Consider the following 15,999-nt stretch of genomic DNA (forward strand, 5'->3'; position numbering starts at 1 on the left):
TATCATAGCTCCATCTCATGTTTCTTTCTCTGTACTTCCTGTGGCTGCTCCCTCCGGCGCAGTGCGGTATCTACGGCGTTCTGCACCTGCCGCAGCCGTATGACTTCCTCCCGGAGTGGCTTGTGCTGCGGAGACAGTTCGGCATACTCTGTTTTTAACTGTGCGTATTCCTGTTTCCATGCTTTCAGGGCAATGGGTTTTCCGTCCAGTTTTTCTTTCAGAATACGGCGGGCGGCATAAAACAGCCGTAACTCCGCATCGTGGGATGTTTCAAATTTCTCCCTCTGTTTCTTAAACTTGATATTGTTCAATTCCGTATGGACAGGTTTTAGCCGCTGGTAATTCTCGCCCTCCCGTATCAATTCCTGCAATTCCTTTATCCTGGCAGATTTCTTTTTCATGGAGCCGCTTAATGCTTCAAATTCTTCACTGACAGAGGAAAGACGCTCCTGCAAATCCTCTAATGTGAGCAGCTTGTTTTCCGTCAGATAATTGACGGCTTCGGCAAACTGCTTTAAGTTTCCGGTTCTGGCTTTATTGCTCCATGCCCCTGCGTTGCGCTGGTTGTAATAAGCGATCAGCAGGTCGGCAAGGTTCGGTGTCTGTGGTTTGGAAAGTTCTTCTTTTACCTCTGCCATCCAGACAAACAGGGCTTTGATCTTCTTCCTCACATCCTGCATGAGCCGGTTGGTGGCTTTAATCCAGCGGTTCAGTTCCCCTTTCTCGGTGCGGATGCCCTTTGCTTCCATCTGCCGGACATTAGCTCCCTCGTGGACAGTAGGTATCAGGTCAAGCCCCTGCCGCACATAGGAACGGTGGTCGATACGCACATCCAGTCCTTTTTCCTCAAATTTTGTATTAACGGCAGCCGCCCACTGCTCCCGCCAGTGTTCCAGTGTTTCCGGCTCGTGCCAGTCTGTTGTGTGGACAGCATTAAACATATAATCGCCATTTTTATCCCGGATTCGGTTTCCATCTTCATCAAGAAGATATTCCCGCCGCTGTTTTTGTCCCCATGTGCCATCCGGGTTCAAAGGGCGCATGGTTGTCATCACATGGAAATGCGGGTTTGGGATACCGCCGTCCTCTTTCTCCGGACTGTGAAAAGCAAGATCGGCAATCATGCCTTTTGCCACAAACTGCTCCTGCACGAACTTCCTCGCCAGCTCCATGTTTTCTTCCAGCGTCAATTCATTCTGCATGGCAATATCAAAGGAATAGGCAAGCTGTGCTTTTGGATGTTTCTCGCAGTTCTCCACAGCATTCCAGAGGGTCGCCCGGTCAAGATATATTTCCGGCGCATGGGGCGGCAGCATGATTTCCGAAGCGATCACGCCGCCCTTTTTGGTGTAGTCGCTGACTTCTCCATAGTAGCTGCTGTAAAGACGCTCCCCGGCTCGGTAGGCTGCGCTGGCAATGGCGCTCTGACCGGCGCTGCGCTTGATCTGTGCGATTGAAAAATGATAAAGTGCTATCCTTAGTCACCGCCTTTCTCCTGCCCGGAAATACGGGCGTGGTTTTCTGCGGCAGACCGGATGAAATGCTCCGCCTGCGGCAGATTCAAAATGCTTTCCATGAGGGAATAAAATTCCGCTTCGGATAGCTCCTTTGTCTGTGGTGCAATGCTCTCAACGGCTGCCCCACGGGTAATCAGCCGGTGCGTCCTCTGTTTCCGGGAACCGCTTTCCAGATACGCCTGCCGGTTTTTCAAACGCTGCATTTTCCGTTTTTCCCGTTCCAGCAGGACAGTGGTTTTTTCATATTCCTGCTTTAACTGTTCCAAAGATTTTTCCATGTTCTCACATCCTTTGCTTATAAGATAAAGAAAGACCATCCGCAGACAGTCTGTGTCAGTGCTTCTATAAAGCCCGATGAAAAGGGAAAACCACAGAGCGGATTTCTCTTTGCGGCGGGTACACAGGGGATAGCCGCTTTAGCGGCGCAAGGGGGTGTAGCCACCTTGTCGGAGCAAAGCGAACGCAGACCTCGGATTGCTGATTTTATCAGCGGCAGAGGTAAGCTCCGCAGGACGCACGATACATGGTCTTTAGACTATGTATAGAAGTGCGCCCTTAGTTCCTAAGGGATTTTGCCGTTTCCGGCAGTCTTGTCCTTTTTCTTGGAACGCTTGGAAAGATACTTCGGGCAGTCAACCACAACCGCCCGGAAGCTCTGTTTACATTCGTGCTGGCATTTCCGGCACAGTTCGTTGTAAGTGATACGGCTGCGGTCATTTAAGAAGAAAGACCATTCCAACCGCCGCTTGTTACTCATTCTTGCCATAACCGGCTCCTTTCTCCGTTTCTATCTGATGTACGCAGATAGGCTGTTTTGATGTAGCGTCTCGGTATCATTTTTAAGTTTTTTTCCCTCTGTATGCCCCTTTGGAAAGTGCGGCAGTATTGCAAGTCAGGGAATGATACCTCACGCTTATTTGTCGCTTCCCGGTACGGTTTCGGAGCCTTTTGCCATCCATTCAAAGAAAGCAATTTTGCTGACCTTGATAAGTCTGCCCCTGCGGAACGCTGGAAAGCCGGGTGTGTGTACCAGCTCATAGGCGCTCGCTCTTGAAATTCCCATAATCCGCTGAATGTCCGCCACATCCAGAACCAGCGGTAAATCCTCGTAGCTGTTCAATCTCTTTTTATCGTTCATTCTGTTCCTCCCATAAATCAAATAGGTTAAAATGCTTCCTGTTGCCGTTCTCCCCAAAAGCCGTTTTCCTGCCCCATTCCTGCGGTGTTTCCCTGCATTGGTGCGCCGAATGCGTCACTTCTCCTGCCGGTCATATCCCTTTTGGACGGTCATTCACTTGTCAAGGTACTGTGCGGTACGAAATTACCAACCGCAATCATCATAGCGTACTATCCTTGACAAAACAATGATTCTGCGATACCATGAGTGTAACGGATATAACTGAATTATATAATTACCATAAACAAAGGCAGGGGATAGGGATGGAGAATCAGTTTATACGGCATGAGCCATGTTTTGAGAGGATTTTGTTTGTCCTGACGCTGGACAGGAAGAAAATGAAAGAGCGGATTTTGATTGGGGAAGAACAGCAGATCCGCTTCCGTCTGAACGGGAGCCAAAACGCAGAGGTGCTTTGTGATATGACACGCCCACTGGGAACTTTTTTGATAAACTTTGAGCGTGACACGGACAGAGACTGGAACTTATACGGGCTTTCTCCGCTGCGGCAAGCTCTCCACTCCAACCGATGGAAACAGCCGGAGCTGGAGCAGGCGGCAAGCGAATTTCTTTGGGAGAAATATCTTAGCAACGACCCTCTGAAAATGTATGTGGCGTTCCGTATCTGGAACAGCTATCTGCTTGCCAGAGAACCCCGTGACCGTAACGCTGCCTGTGACCGCTTCATGGATAAAATGAGCAGACTGACCGGGGTATTCCAAAACGAAACCATGAGCTTTGACAGGGAGACAGGAAAACCGAAACAATTTCAAGCTGGCAGCCTTTATTTCAAAGGCGCACCGTCAGAAGATACCCGGCTTGACCTCTGGTTCCCGGACAACCGGCGCACAGAAGAATGTGTGTCTGCCTATGCGTCCCTCTACCCGTTGATTACCTATTATCTGAACAGGCTGAATGACTGGGGGCTTTGCTTCCGGCGGTGCAAGGTCTGTGGAAAATATTTTCTGGCAAAGAGCCAGCGGTATGAGCTGTGCAGCGACAAGTGCCGAAAAGCACAGGCGCTTCAAAACAAGCGGGAATTTGACGAGAGGTCAAGAGAAAATAACTATGACCTGCTTTATAAAAATGAATGCCAGAACTGGCGCAACAAAATAAACCGGGTAAAAAATACCGCAGGCTTTCCGGCTGACCGTCTGGAAAAAATACAGGCTGCCTTTTCCGACTTTAAGAAAGAAGCCTTACAGAGAAAAAAGGCTGTAAAAACAGGAACAGCCAGCCCGAAAGAATTTGCGGACTGGCTGTATCAGCAGAGTAATGTAATTGTGAAGCTGACTGAATACTAAATTTTTTCTCGTTGTGAGGTTTCTGTGACATTTGCCTGATGGCAGTATCGAAATTGCAGTAATTACTCATGCAAAACGCTTCTTCGTTTTATACACTATACCTATATGGTGGAGCACCAAATGAAAGGAGCAAAAAATATGTCTGAGATTCAAAATGCGATTGAAGTAAAGAACTTAAAAAAAGGTTTTGGTGGCAGAGTTTTGTTTGAGAATTTTAGCCTGAATGTAAAAGCAAATACAATCCATGCGATTATTGGCCCGAACGGTTCTGGAAAGACAACACTGCTACGCTTGATTACAGGGGTATACCAGCCAAATGCAGGGACAATCAACATTGTAGGGAAATATGCAATGCAGCTTGAAAATGACTATCTGTATGAAGAACAGACTGGTCTTGAAAATTTGAGAATTTTTGGGAAATACTTTGGATTTGAAATAAATGATCGTTCAGACAGTTATTGTACGCAATTAGGATTGACCGAGCATTTAGGAAAGCGTGTTAGCACTTATTCTAAAGGGATGAAAAGGAAACTGTCCCTCTTGATTGTTATTATGATGGGACGGGATATTCTGTTCATGGATGAACCAACATCGGGTGTAGACCCCATATCCAGAGTAGAAATCCGTAGTTTGATAGAGGCTCTAAAAGCTGACGGAAAAACGGTTATTATTACATCACATGACCTTAGCGAGATTGAAAAGTGTGCTGATGATGTATCTATGATTAAAAATGGCAGATTGCTGTTTGATATGGGTATTCAAGAAATGCAAGGACAATCATTGGAAGAAATCTTTATTAAGGAGGGCAATCGGTATGAGTAACATGGGAAAAGGCGCAGTCTACTATCTTACCAGAAGCAAAAGCCTCCTAATTGATACTGCGATTGTTGCCATTCTGGCAACTTTTATGAGCTTTGCAATGCAGATGGACGCCTTGCAGTCTAAGGGAGAAGATTATTTAGTCTTAATGCTCTATGCGGTTATTTTGGGTCTTACCTCCCTGCAATCCGGTGCTATGATTGTAGATTTGACAGCAAAGGATAAGTTAAGCCGGAGAATTGAATTTTTTGCAGCTTCTGGAATTGCGGTAAAAGAGATTATAAAACAGTATTCGATACAGATTTTCCGCTTTTCTGGTATTATCCCGTTCTTTGTTTTTATGAGTTGCTATTACTTTACCGACTGGACAATGAGCTTTGGGCGGATCGTATGCGTTTATCTTAGTATTCTTGTACTTAGTTTTTGTGAGATTGTCGCTTTGAATATCATTGTACTGGATGTGAAACGAGTAAAACTGTTCAAAAATGTTCTGTTCTTTGGTAATTTTGCACTGGTTTATTTGATTGCGATGTCGGCAGAACGAATTACAGAGCTTGTGAATCAACATCATATAGGAATTGACTATTTGATTATTGTGGTTGATGTTGCACTTTGCATGATGTTTGTACTATTAAGTTTCTTTAAGGCTCGGCACATGAGCAACGAAACAGTTATCAGGAGGGATGGCGAATGGGTTTGATAACCTTAAACCTTAAAAGGGTATTGAACTGGAATTTTATATTTATGAGTGCGGTAGCAGCTATCTTCGGCATGATCTTTCTGATGAACTTTGGGGATATTTCAGAGAACATTGTATTTGGTGTTGATATAAAGTATTTTATGCTTGATGGATACCTGTGCTTATTTATCTTTTTTGCCGGAGAAATAAGCAAGGATATGTTGCAGCAAGAAAAAATCACAAAGAGAATAGAATGGAAACTTGCTAATGGTATTAAAATCTCAAGTATTGTTAAGGAGAATCTGCTATCACTATGGATTGGAACGCTGATCCTTTTGTTTCCTCTACTTTTGATGATTTCCATTCGCCTGCCAAACCTTATCTTGTTATTAAGCACCTATTTTCTGATCCTTAGCATATTGTATTCGGCATTTATAAATGTTTTGATTCTCTGGATTAGAAATATGAACTGGTTTAAGAGTATTCCTATCTTTGCAACACTGCTTCATATTTTGCTGGTTGTCTTAAAATGTGGGATATTTATGAAAACGAATAATGTGTGGGTGTTGCTACTATTTTCTCCAGTGAGTATAATAGTTTTGACTGCGTGTGGTTTATGTCTGATGACTAAAGAACGGATCGTATCATCATATTACTAACATAATGAATTTTAGCTGAAAGGAGGGGGGCTATGCAGGATAAACGCTTCTATCCGTATCTGTTTCTTCATGCGGGTATTGTGACTTTATGGGTTATATTGGATAGAACACATAAAGGAATTGCGAATGACGGAGCCATCAACTTATTGTCGATTGCCGTCTTGCTTTGTTATTTCAATCTGCTCTATCTTCATGTAATGACATCACTGCAAAAGGCAACAATATCTGAATGTGGCTGGAACCTGCTTTCTGTTTCCTTTATTGCGGCGCTGATGTATGATGGATTTTCCACCTTATACACGGGTGCATTTCTGGTTTTTGCATTGATTATCGGAATAATGCTGGTAAGAACTGACGCAAGCCGGGGAAAAATGGTTCGCTTGCTGTTTGGAATTGCGTCTATCATACTGTCGTTTTTCAATTTCCGAATTCTACCTGCGATAACTATGTTAATTGGAATGTTCGTGGGAATTTTCCTTGATTATAAATATATAAATTTGAAACAGGTTAATATTCTTCCGATTGCCCAGAGGAAAGCAAGATATGTCCTCGCTCTTATGATTCCCTTGTTTACAGTCGTACTTTATTGCTTTGATTTGTCCACCCTACAAGTCAATGTATTTTTTCAGCTTATAATGCTTTTATTTGAGGCTTTTGCTGTCATTCATCTTGGCGACATGGAGGCCCGTTACAAGGAGTTGACAAAGTATTATGAATTAACGAACTATATTGCAAATGAGAGGGAAGATTTCTCAAGACTGCTTCATAACGATGTGCTTCAAGACATTGGAGGTGCCAAAAATCTCCTGTCGCTTCGCTCACCAGATGTTGATGAAACAAAAAGGATATTGTCTGATTTGGAATTGCGGGTAAGAAATATGATGAATTTCTATTCCTCTAATATCTTTTCGGGGTATGCTTCATGGGAACATATCGGATATATGCTTGACGCGATTAAGAAGCTGTACCCAAAGAAGAATATACTTGTAGATTTCACGATTGACAGCGAAGCAAGGATTGCTTTGAAAAAAGATAACAGTTTGGAACAGACTATGCAGATAATCAAAGAACTTGTCAACAATGTTTATAAACACGCTGCCGCTACTTTTATTCATTTGGAAATCGCGCTAAATGAAGAAAGTAGACTCGTAATTACCTGTCAAAATGATGGAGCGAAACCAAATGACATTGAAAATACTCTTTCTTCCAAAGGTGGTATGCTGTTCTTGACGGTGTTGATAAATGGGAATGGTGGTAACATTCAGTATTTAGAGAAAGATGGTATTTTAACTGCAACGGCAGTTTTGGGGAGAAAAAATGAAGATATTACTATTTGATGATCACAGGATATTTGGAGAGAGTTTAAGCAAACTTCTGGAAGATTGGGATGAAATCTCTATCTGTCGCTATGTAAGTAATGAAACAGAGTTTTGGAATATTCTTTCCGTAGACGAATGGGACATTGTATTACTTGATGTCAACCTAAGAGAGCAGTCAAAAAGTTCTGGCATTGATCTGATAGAAACGATATATAGTAAAAAGCCAAAAATAAAGGTGGTTATGCTATCCTCTTATGATATGCCAGTTTATAGACAGGAGGCACTTAAAAAAGGCGCCGTAAGTTATATTGATAAGTCTGCTTCTGCTGACGAGTTGGTAAAAAAACTCACAGCTATTAGTAAAGGTCACAAGTCCACTACGCCCCCTTTATTAGATCCCCTGACAGATCGTGAAGCGGAAATTATTAAGGCGATTGGAACAGGGAAAACAAAGCATGAAATAGCGCAAGAACTGTATATCAGTGAACGGACACTTTACAACCATATCCAAAGCATCTATGATAAGCTGGGGGCTAAAAATGCTATCGAAGCCTATAACAAGGCTATTGCACTTGGATATATCACACCCTTAATATGAGTTTAGGCAATAAGAGGGACAGATATATCAGAACACAAGTGACAAGTATGCACATTATGTAAGCAGATAGCAAAAACAAGTATCATTGAACGACTTCATCAAAACAATAAAGAAAAGCCGGGAGCAAAATTAAGCCTGCTTCCAGCTTTTTTGTATTTGTTATTGTATGTGGTTGACTAAGGAATATTGTTTAAGCGTGAGTTTGTGATATTGGGTGTGGTATCTTTAACTATGGGAAACTCCTGTTTCCCATAGTGAAATTGCTTTTTCTGTTACCATAAGCTTTTCGGCCAATTCTTTTTGTGTAAAACCCTTTTGTTTTCTGAGTTCGGCAATAAAGCGACCTGTTATATTTTTGTCCATATTCTTGCCCCCTGTTAGCTATATTTTATCAAAAAGCACTTAGAATCGAAACCTATGAATCGTAGAGTTGGCACTTTTTCAGTTTTCAAAGGGGATATTCTTATAAACATTATACCTTAAAGAAGCAAATCTTTCTATCGCCGTCTCTTACAGCCAAATAACTGTTGCCTATCACATCGGCACATAAACAGTAAGTCTTGAAAAAGATTTGCTGCTTTTTTGCGTCTATCTTTGGCATTTCAAAAAAACGGTTGTAGTAAAGAGTGAAAGGAAGGATTTTGAAGTGACGCTATATTATGCGCTTGAAGGCATAAATGAAATATAAATACGACGGCATTATGTACATAGCCGAGAGGCTTTCGTTTTGAAAGCCCCTCGGCTATTTTATGGCAGAATGGAAGTAAAACATTCGCTATTTGATTTGCTGTTTCCATCTTGCTTCTATAATCCGGGTATATGTTTATGTAGTGCCTAATCCTCCCGGTCTTTTCCGTTCGACCAGCTTTGGGCGTCCGATTTCTCTTTACATTCACTCATTTGTTCGGTTTCTTCAGCAGGAATTGCCGGGCGTGCTATGTGCCATTTTACTGACACTTTATTGCCGCCTTCCGGGTGAAGTAGTCTTTTCCCCCATCCAATCACGGTATCTACAAGGGCGACCCATATTCTTGTAACGACAAAAAGAATTAAACACACAACGAAAAATGGGAATAGATAGCTCAGTAGTTCTTTCATAAATCTGCTCTATTTTCCCGAAAACCGTTTGTAGAACTTAGCAAAATCCTCGTGCTCTTCCGGCTGATATATATAGACCAGATAATCCTCGTCATTTTCCGGCAAGGTGGCAAACTGGGTATAGCCTGCCATGATACCGCCCTGATGATAAATCGTATACATGCCCGTTGAGATCTTTGCCTTTTTAATGCTGTCTCTTGTGAAGATTTCCGCTTCGCTGCACCCTTCCAATTCGGGAGTGGTTTGCAGCAAAGCAATGCTCATGTCCGACTCACGGTAACCAATAATCAGGCTTGTATATGTGTAGGTGGTTTTTCTGGCAATAATATAATCGCTGGTTTTTATATTAAGCCCATAGCCGTAGACGATCTTCCATGTATCGCCGTCTGGCATCGCTTGGCTAAATAGCTGACGAATCAAGCCCTTGTTTTGCTCCGATCTTTCAATGTCCCATTTTTTCTTTCTGAATAAGCTCATATTGTCCTCCTGTTTATAGGGTAGTATTCCCCTGTGAAAATCCACCCTTACTCCTTGAGCGTCGAGATTTTTGCTTTCTGTATTTCGCTGCCGAGAACGTGGAGCAGGGTATTACAATCCTGCCCCACGTTCTGCTGTTTCATTTTCTGCTGCTTAAAAGCACCTTGTCATAGCTTAATCTGTTCAACGATGCTTGGAATCGGAATTTTGAGACGTGTCCGGCACAGTCTCGGAGTCCTGACGGGAAAACCACTCGGCTTTCTTCCCGATAACTTCCCCGGATACTGCATCGATCTTGTAGGAATACGCACACTTGTCCGTGTAGAACTCCAGAATGTAGCAAGGCTTGCCCTGATTGCGGCTCAGCTCCTCTCGGGTGAACACGATTTTTTGCGCTGTCTCATCCAGCCCTGCGTCCTCTAATGCGATCTTCTTTGCCTTTTCCAAGCCGATAAACTCCGGGGCAGGGGGAGTGATCTTATCGCAGGTCTTATCCATGATCACGCCCAGAACGGCGTCGATTTTGTAAGTCCAACGAGCAGAGGCGCTTTCAAAGGCGAAGTAATAGTAGGGCGACTTGATGCCGCCGGCAACCTTCGCTGACCCCGGCATCGTCCAGTGCGATTTTCTTCGCGTCCGCCAGAAGAATGAAGTGGTAAGCCTCGATGATGCTGCCGTCCTTGGCGTCTACTTTGTAGGAATACTGCTTCTTCGCAGTGTAGAACTCCAAGATGTAGCAGGGCTTGCCCGAATTGCGGCTCAGCTCCTCTCGGGTGAACACGATCTTTTGCGTGGCCTCATCAAGTCCCGCGTCCTTCAGCGCGATCTCCTTCGCCTCCTCCAGAGAGATGAAGTCCGTTGTCACGATCTCTTTCTGCTGCTTCTCCAACACAGTGCCTAGCACCGCATCAATGCGGTATGTCCACTGTGTTTTCGTATCGGCAAAGACGAACCGGTAGTAAGGCGTTTTGATGCCGCCGGCAACCAGCTCTTCTGTCGTGAAGACCACCTTCACGTTGACCCCGGCATCGTCCAGTGCGATTTTCTTCGCGTCCGCCAGAAGAATGAAGTGGTAAGCCTCCATGATGTTGCCGTTCTTGGCGTCCACCTTGTAAGAATACTGCTTCTTCGCGGTGTAGAACTCTAAGATGTAGCAGGGCTTGCCAGAATTGCGGTTCAGCTCCTCTCTGGTGAACACGATCTTTTGTGTGGCTTCATCAAGTCCCGCGTCTTTCAGGGCGATCTTCTTTGCTTCTTCCAAAGAGATGAAATCTGCAGTGTCGATTTCCGTTGTGGCGGTCTCTTTCTGCTTTTTCTCCAGAACGATGCCCAGCACCGCATCAATGCGGTATGTCCACTGTGTTTTTGCATCGGCAAAGACGAGCCGGTAGTAAGGCGTTTTGATGCCGCCGCTCACAAGGGTTTCCTCGGTAAAGCCGACTTTATCCTTGCATCCGGCATCATCCAGAGCGATTTTCTTCGCTTCGGAAAGAGTGATAAATTTCCCAGCGTAAATAATGCTGCCGCTCTTTGCGTCGATTTGGTAGAAATATTGATTCGTCCCGGTGTAGAACTCCAGCAGGTAGCAGGGCTTGCCCTGATTGCGGCTCAGCTCCTCTCGGGTGAACACGATCTTCTGCGCCAGCTCATCAAGCTTCGCGTCCTTCAGTGCAATCTTCTTTGCTTCCTCCAAGGAGATGAACTTCGATACACTGACAGAAGAAATGCCGGAGACCTCTTGGAATTTAAGAAGCTCGTCCAACGACATGCGGGCGACCTCGTCCGTGGGCAGCCCGGTTTTGTCTGCTGCGGTAAGGATACAGTCGGCGCGGCCAAGGGAGACATGGAATTCCTCGGCGATCTTTGCTGCTTCGGCATTTTCCGTCAGTTCGGAGTGGAAAACCAGCGTGCCGACGGCATCGGTCTGCTCCAGGGTCTGCTGGATCTCCGCAGAGAGCGATGCCTTTAGCTCGGCGTTCGCATCAAGACGGGAATCAAAAGAGATCAGAACAGTCGCTTCGCCGTTTCCCATATATCCGCAGGCCTCGTAGGCGGCGACCGTGCGCGTTAGAGCGGTCTCGACACTCTGCTTTCCCAGCGCAACATCGCTGAGCGCATTTTCCGCATCGCTGTTCAAGCAGCGGATGCTCTTGACGGCGCCGCTCTTGGCAATCGTATATTCCACGCTGGGGTTGACATCCATTGTGAAGGTGCCTGCTGTCGCATTGCTTCGGATGGCATGTGTGGCGATGCCAGTACAGAGAACCAGTGCAAGGCAGGCAGCCATTGTTCCAAGCTTGGCCCAACCGGGCTTTCTTTTGGTATTTGCTTCGCTTTCCGCGTCAGCGATAAGCTCGTCATTGATCTTTCCGATCGAACGAAGAAGAACTTCGGTTTTCATAGCATAATTCCCTCCTTTTCAAGAAATCGTCTTAATTCGTTTCTCATACGGAAAAGCAAAGACGTCACCTTGCTCTCGCTCATTCCGTATGCGTCCGCAATATCCCGTATTGCGTAGAGGTGATAGTATCTGCGGACAAAAATGTTACGGTTCAGCTTGGGCTTTGCATACAGGAAGCGGTCAATGGCGGCAGCCAACTCATTTTCTTCGATGGTCTGCTCCACAGTTGTTTCTGAAGGAACGCAGGCTTCCAACTCAGACAGCGCGAGGACTACTTGTCCGTGTCCGCGTTTTTCGGCAGTATACCGCTTATAACGGTTCAGAGCGAGGTTGCGCGTGATTTTCCCTAAGTAGATCGACAAACGGTTCGGACGCTGCGGCGGGATCGAACTCCATGCGCCGAGGTATGTATCGTTGGCACATTCCTCCGCATCCTCTTTGTTACGCAGTATGTTATATGCAATCGTGTGGCAGATCTGATTTCCACCGGAATAAGCACGCTGATTTAAGGAAGCAGCCACAAAAGCTGCAGCGGCGGGGAAGATGAGCCCCATAGCGCAAAATAAATACATACGATTTTTCCGCTCCCGACTATTGAGGAATACAAAATGTCTCGCGAAATGGCAGACTAAATGGCAGGGTTTGCGCCGATGACACGAAAAAGACGCTGTGGTATAATCGTATCGTCCCCCAATGGGTCGTGAAACCCGGCATGAATGCCGAATACTGCCCAAAGGAGTGCTGAGTATGAAATATTGTCCCTATTGCGGCGCCGATTTTGCAGATGGCGCCGCTTCTTTCTGCATGGAGTGCGGAAAGAGTCTGCCGACTGCGGAAGATGGTCAGAAAAAGCCAAAAGAGAAACCCGTAAAGTCGCAAAAGCGTATGGAAAAGAAGCGCAAGCATCCGTCCCCCAAGCCACGGAAAAAGCATGAAAAGCCTGTCGGCGAACACATGGGAGGAGCTTTTCATCCAAAGAAAGATGGATATGACGGCTACTATGACGATGTTCTGCCTTCAGATGCAGGAAAACTGAAAGAGGGGCCTGACATGGAATTGGTGAAGAAGGTTTCCGCCGTGGCGGGAGTCATGCTGCTGATTGTTATTCTGTGCGTTGTCGCAATGTATTTGTTGTGAGTGCTGTAATTCGCGCCGCCTTGCCGTGTAATATGGGAAAAGGACAGACAAGGAGTGAGCAAAATGAAATATATATCCAAAGGTATGGTAATCAGAGCCTCCACAGAGGATCTTCTGTTCGTGACCCGCTGCGGCGTAGATTTTCAGCTGACCGGGGAACAGGCTGCGCTCTGGCTTAACGGCAGATTTGGGTTTGCAAAAAACCGCGAGAATGTGCCGGAGGTAAAAGCCCTGCAGCAGCTTAAACGTAAGGGGCTTGTTGAAATTACAGAAGGTGATGAGCCCGTTTTTGAGTATCGTGCATTGACGCAGTGCGTTCTGACGCCTGCGAAGCCACAAGGAGTTCGTGCGATTCTCAGCGCACGCCAAAAAGAACTGCTGCTATGGCTGACAGAAGCCGGACTTCGGCTCACCACGGCAGAACTGGTATTCCTGACAGAACATCATGTAGCCCCGCAAATAAATCTGTTGGGGGATAGAAACAGGCAGAACCTGACGGAAACAATCTATACGCAGGAAACCATTTTTGATAACATTCTGGAAGCCCAAATGGAACACGCCGCAGTGCGGGATGAGGTCGTTTCCGCATTGCTCAGGCTACTGAAGAAAAAGAGAATCCTTCTGCTGTGAGGTGCGTAATGAGAGAAAAATTCGAAAAAATCCCACCGCCGCTGCAAAAACAGATTATAATGAGATGTGGAGCCGCGCTGGTAAGCCTTTTATTGATGGTGGTGTCTCTGTTGTTGGAGGGCAACCTTTATCTGTCTCTTTCCGTCCTGCTCTTTTTCGCCTTTTATGGGTTCAGTGCATTGCAACTGCTGTATAGAGCAGTCACCGATCAAATAGTGGTAATTCGTGGTCACTGTACCGGGCTGGAAAAAACTCCGATGCGCCGCCGCATCAAAACGCTCTATCTGTGGTCAGACCCACATACAGTGAAAATACAGATCGCCGGAAGACTTCGAAATGTTGATGAGGGCGACATCATCACGGTATATACGGCAACCGGCACACCGGTATATGAAAACGAAGGCTGCCAACAGCTTAGCACATATTTGGCAATCGATATTTTGAAAGGAAGAGGATCAAAATGACAAAAGGCGATGAGATCCGCGGATTAGTCAGGGAAATAGAGAACAGAGTCGAAGCGGGTATCCTGCCGGATGGAAACTGTATATTCGACCCGCTTCGAGTGAGGCTTGCGTTGGAGTTGGTTCTGTCTGTGCTGGAGCAAGGTCCCCCGGTGAAAACAGCGAAGTGCCCGGCGAAAACAGCGGAAAGCAATTGACTGTCATATGAGAACCTGCTATAATACAATCATAAGTATCAAGGTTTCCTGCGCGGAACACCAGAGTATTCAAGTTATAAAGTGTCAATTAACACATTTGTGTTGGTTGGCACTTTTTTTGTTTCTCGGTTTCTTCCCTGAATGGGTTGAAATAAATCATGTTATAGCAGGCAGCACCTGCAAGAAAGGAGCATCTTATGTTCAAGGTAATCGCAACTGATGTCGTCATCTCCAAGGGATATGACGGCGCACCGGCTCTCAAATTCTCCGAAAACGGGGAGAGCGTCCGGTTCCGCATCGGCAAAAAGGTGTACGACACCCGCGCCGAAAACAACACCCGATGGGTAAACCTCTCTGTAAAAGCCTTTGGCCCGGTATGTGAGCGCATCAAAAAGATGCAGCTTAAAGAGAGCTCGTTCATCAATATTCTCGGCCGCCTGGACGAGGATGTCTGGGAGGACAGCACGACGCATGAAAAAAGAAGCGCCATGGTGGTCATTCTGGATGAGATTGAGTATTGCTCCTCCGGCGGCGGAAAGCAGAAGACCGAGGAAGCTGGGGAACAGCCCAGAGCGGCTGCCGCACCCGCAAAGTCTGCCTCCAACGGAGAGATGCCCGGTAATTTCACCGGCTTTGAACCCTTCGGCGGCGTAAATTCGTTCTTCGACGAATAATCAATCGAAGAACTACAAATGGATCGGGCGCATTAAAACGCACATGAGTATCTATGTGGACTCATGTGCGTTTTTTGCGTTCAGAAAGGACAATATATGCAAAACAAAGAATTCAAGCGCCACATCGCCTATGAGGTTTTGACCATACTGGGGACATTGGCTCTGCTGCTGTTTGTTTGCAGGCTTTGGCCGATTCTCTTATTGGTGATACTCGGTATTTTTATCGCCGCCATGCGACTGCTCTTTCTCTCTGCCAGAAAAGTGGAGAATATCCCGCCTCTGCTTCCGGCTGCTCGCCCAGAACCTACGGATCAGGATATCCGGGACATGGCGTTCGGCTCAATGCAGCGGCGGATTACAGAGCTGGTCACGGCCGATTTCCCCAACGCCAGATGGGTATGGAAGACGCCTAATGCCATGCACAATATTGCGACAGGCAACGAGGTGCGAATCCTGCTCAACCATGCCGGCGGATACCGTGAAGCGATCGTTGTGATTCGCGGCCTTCAAGTGTGCAGCCTGACCTACCCGCACGCGGAAGAAGTCAAGATGCCGGAAACGGAAAATGATGAGACGGGCGCAGAGGAAAACGAGGATGACACTCCGCAGAAGGTCGATCCCCCGGAGAATTATGAGTATCTGGCTTTTGAATGGGTGGACGCCCATGTTATGGAACTCAATGAGCGGTGCAACGAAAGCATCGCGCAAGGGCTATCCATGCTGGAAATAACGGCGGCAGAACTGCCTGCCCGAGAAAGCTGGCCGGACATCTGCCGGGAGCTGGAACGAAACGGTATGGAGAACTGCTGCTGTACAGATACCGGTATTACCATTGATTTCACGCAGTGACAC

Annotated in this window: 22 protein-coding genes; 12 read left to right on the plus strand and 10 right to left on the minus strand. The window is 46.1% G+C overall.

The features are described 5' to 3' along the window. Nucleotides 1-2: 2 nt before the first annotated feature. The 4 genes from mobQ to LKD37_RS01470 all read right to left on the minus strand — a co-directional run bounded on the left by mobQ (nucleotide 3) and on the right by LKD37_RS01470 (nucleotide 2,655). Nucleotides 3-1,475 (minus strand): MobQ family relaxase, encoded by a 1,473-nt coding sequence (gene mobQ, locus LKD37_RS01455; protein ID WP_072850453.1) that lies wholly within the window; start codon nucleotides 1,473-1,475, stop codon nucleotides 3-5. Nucleotides 1,476-1,477: 2 nt separating this feature from the next. Next, nucleotides 1,478-1,795 carry a DUF3847 domain-containing protein gene (locus tag LKD37_RS01460; RefSeq protein ID WP_195549376.1) on the minus strand — a complete coding sequence of 106 codons (318 nt, stop codon included), beginning with the start codon at nucleotides 1,793-1,795 and terminating at the stop codon, nucleotides 1,478-1,480. 284 nt (nucleotides 1,796-2,079) lie between these two features. Beyond that, nucleotides 2,080-2,283 (minus strand): hypothetical protein, encoded by a 204-nt coding sequence (locus LKD37_RS01465; RefSeq protein ID WP_004614949.1) that lies wholly within the window; start codon nucleotides 2,281-2,283, stop codon nucleotides 2,080-2,082. A gap of 147 nt (nucleotides 2,284-2,430) precedes the next feature. Continuing rightward, nucleotides 2,431-2,655 carry a helix-turn-helix domain-containing protein gene (locus tag LKD37_RS01470; RefSeq protein WP_005362423.1) on the minus strand — a complete coding sequence of 75 codons (225 nt, stop codon included), beginning with the start codon at nucleotides 2,653-2,655 and terminating at the stop codon, nucleotides 2,431-2,433. Between the two features lie 242 nt (nucleotides 2,656-2,897). Between LKD37_RS01470 and LKD37_RS01475 the strand changes: the two genes are divergently transcribed. The 6 genes from LKD37_RS01475 (at nucleotide 2,898) to LKD37_RS01500 (ending at nucleotide 8,072) form a co-directional block, all read left to right on the plus strand. Next, a complete protein-coding gene (locus LKD37_RS01475) occupies nucleotides 2,898-3,998 on the plus strand; it encodes a DUF6076 domain-containing protein (protein ID WP_431833258.1) in 1,101 nt (366 codons plus the stop codon). 138 nt (nucleotides 3,999-4,136) lie between these two features. After that, nucleotides 4,137-4,820, plus strand: coding sequence for an ABC transporter ATP-binding protein (locus tag LKD37_RS01480; protein ID WP_206671811.1), 684 nt, complete (start codon nucleotides 4,137-4,139; stop codon nucleotides 4,818-4,820). Further along, on the plus strand, nucleotides 4,813-5,517 hold the full coding sequence (locus LKD37_RS01485; RefSeq protein ID WP_274271061.1) for a hypothetical protein: 705 nt from the start codon (nucleotides 4,813-4,815) through the stop codon (nucleotides 5,515-5,517). Before LKD37_RS01480 ends, LKD37_RS01485 begins: the two co-directional genes overlap by 8 nt. Continuing rightward, a complete protein-coding gene (locus LKD37_RS01490) occupies nucleotides 5,508-6,155 on the plus strand; it encodes a hypothetical protein (protein ID WP_009243059.1) in 648 nt (215 codons plus the stop codon). The genes LKD37_RS01485 and LKD37_RS01490 overlap by 10 nt, the downstream gene beginning before the upstream one ends. Nucleotides 6,156-6,187: 32 nt before the next feature. Beyond that, complete coding sequence (locus LKD37_RS01495; RefSeq protein WP_302927619.1) at nucleotides 6,188-7,492, plus strand: sensor histidine kinase; 1,305 nt, start codon at nucleotides 6,188-6,190, stop codon at nucleotides 7,490-7,492. Then, nucleotides 7,473-8,072 carry a response regulator transcription factor gene (locus tag LKD37_RS01500; protein ID WP_009243057.1) on the plus strand — a complete coding sequence of 200 codons (600 nt, stop codon included), beginning with the start codon at nucleotides 7,473-7,475 and terminating at the stop codon, nucleotides 8,070-8,072. Before LKD37_RS01495 ends, LKD37_RS01500 begins: the two co-directional genes overlap by 20 nt. A gap of 225 nt (nucleotides 8,073-8,297) precedes the next feature. Here the strand turns inward: LKD37_RS01500 and LKD37_RS01505 are convergent, their stop codons facing one another. The 6 genes from LKD37_RS01505 to LKD37_RS01530 form a co-directional block, all read right to left on the minus strand. Further along, on the minus strand, nucleotides 8,298-8,435 hold the full coding sequence (locus LKD37_RS01505) for a helix-turn-helix transcriptional regulator (RefSeq protein ID WP_302927620.1): 138 nt from the start codon (nucleotides 8,433-8,435) through the stop codon (nucleotides 8,298-8,300). Between the two features lie 471 nt (nucleotides 8,436-8,906). Then, nucleotides 8,907-9,170: a hypothetical protein gene (locus LKD37_RS01510; protein WP_302927621.1), complete on the minus strand. Its 264-nt coding sequence runs from the start codon at nucleotides 9,168-9,170 to the stop codon at nucleotides 8,907-8,909. A 9-nt stretch (nucleotides 9,171-9,179) separates the two neighbouring features. Beyond that, nucleotides 9,180-9,647 (minus strand): hypothetical protein, encoded by a 468-nt coding sequence (locus LKD37_RS01515; protein WP_302927622.1) that lies wholly within the window; start codon nucleotides 9,645-9,647, stop codon nucleotides 9,180-9,182. Nucleotides 9,648-9,830: 183 nt separating this feature from the next. Then, nucleotides 9,831-10,259: a PepSY domain-containing protein gene (locus tag LKD37_RS01520; RefSeq protein WP_302927623.1), complete on the minus strand. Its 429-nt coding sequence runs from the start codon at nucleotides 10,257-10,259 to the stop codon at nucleotides 9,831-9,833. Next, the gene (locus LKD37_RS01525) at nucleotides 10,198-12,048 is read right to left on the minus strand and encodes a PepSY domain-containing protein (protein ID WP_302927624.1); all 1,851 of its coding nucleotides are present in this window, start codon (nucleotides 12,046-12,048) and stop codon (nucleotides 10,198-10,200) included. The genes LKD37_RS01520 and LKD37_RS01525 overlap by 62 nt, the downstream gene beginning before the upstream one ends. Further along, entirely contained in the window at nucleotides 12,045-12,620 is a 576-nt protein-coding gene (locus LKD37_RS01530; RefSeq protein WP_302927625.1) for an RNA polymerase sigma factor, read from the minus strand. Before LKD37_RS01530 ends, LKD37_RS01525 begins: the two co-directional genes overlap by 4 nt. A gap of 121 nt (nucleotides 12,621-12,741) precedes the next feature. On the opposite strand from LKD37_RS01530, the gene LKD37_RS01535 reads away from it, so the two are divergent. From LKD37_RS01535 to LKD37_RS01560, 6 genes are all read left to right on the plus strand, one after another. Continuing rightward, nucleotides 12,742-13,185, plus strand: a complete 444-nt coding sequence (locus tag LKD37_RS01535; protein ID WP_302927626.1) for a zinc ribbon domain-containing protein — start codon at nucleotides 12,742-12,744, stop codon at nucleotides 13,183-13,185. 63 nt (nucleotides 13,186-13,248) lie between these two features. Then, on the plus strand, nucleotides 13,249-13,815 hold the full coding sequence (locus LKD37_RS01540; protein ID WP_302927627.1) for a hypothetical protein: 567 nt from the start codon (nucleotides 13,249-13,251) through the stop codon (nucleotides 13,813-13,815). Nucleotides 13,816-13,823: 8 nt separating this feature from the next. Continuing rightward, the gene (locus LKD37_RS01545) at nucleotides 13,824-14,279 is read left to right on the plus strand and encodes a hypothetical protein (protein ID WP_302927628.1); all 456 of its coding nucleotides are present in this window, start codon (nucleotides 13,824-13,826) and stop codon (nucleotides 14,277-14,279) included. Then, a complete protein-coding gene (locus tag LKD37_RS01550) occupies nucleotides 14,276-14,473 on the plus strand; it encodes a hypothetical protein (RefSeq protein WP_302927629.1) in 198 nt (65 codons plus the stop codon). Before LKD37_RS01545 ends, LKD37_RS01550 begins: the two co-directional genes overlap by 4 nt. A gap of 197 nt (nucleotides 14,474-14,670) precedes the next feature. After that, a complete protein-coding gene (locus LKD37_RS01555; protein ID WP_069431375.1) occupies nucleotides 14,671-15,147 on the plus strand; it encodes a single stranded DNA-binding domain-containing protein in 477 nt (158 codons plus the stop codon). Nucleotides 15,148-15,243: 96 nt separating this feature from the next. Beyond that, complete coding sequence (locus tag LKD37_RS01560; protein WP_256285538.1) at nucleotides 15,244-15,996, plus strand: hypothetical protein; 753 nt, start codon at nucleotides 15,244-15,246, stop codon at nucleotides 15,994-15,996. Nucleotides 15,997-15,999 lie beyond the last annotated feature (3 nt).

The organism is Brotocaccenecus cirricatena (assembly GCF_020687045.1).
Lineage (GTDB): Bacteria > Bacillota > Clostridia > Oscillospirales > Oscillospiraceae > Vescimonas > Vescimonas cirricatena.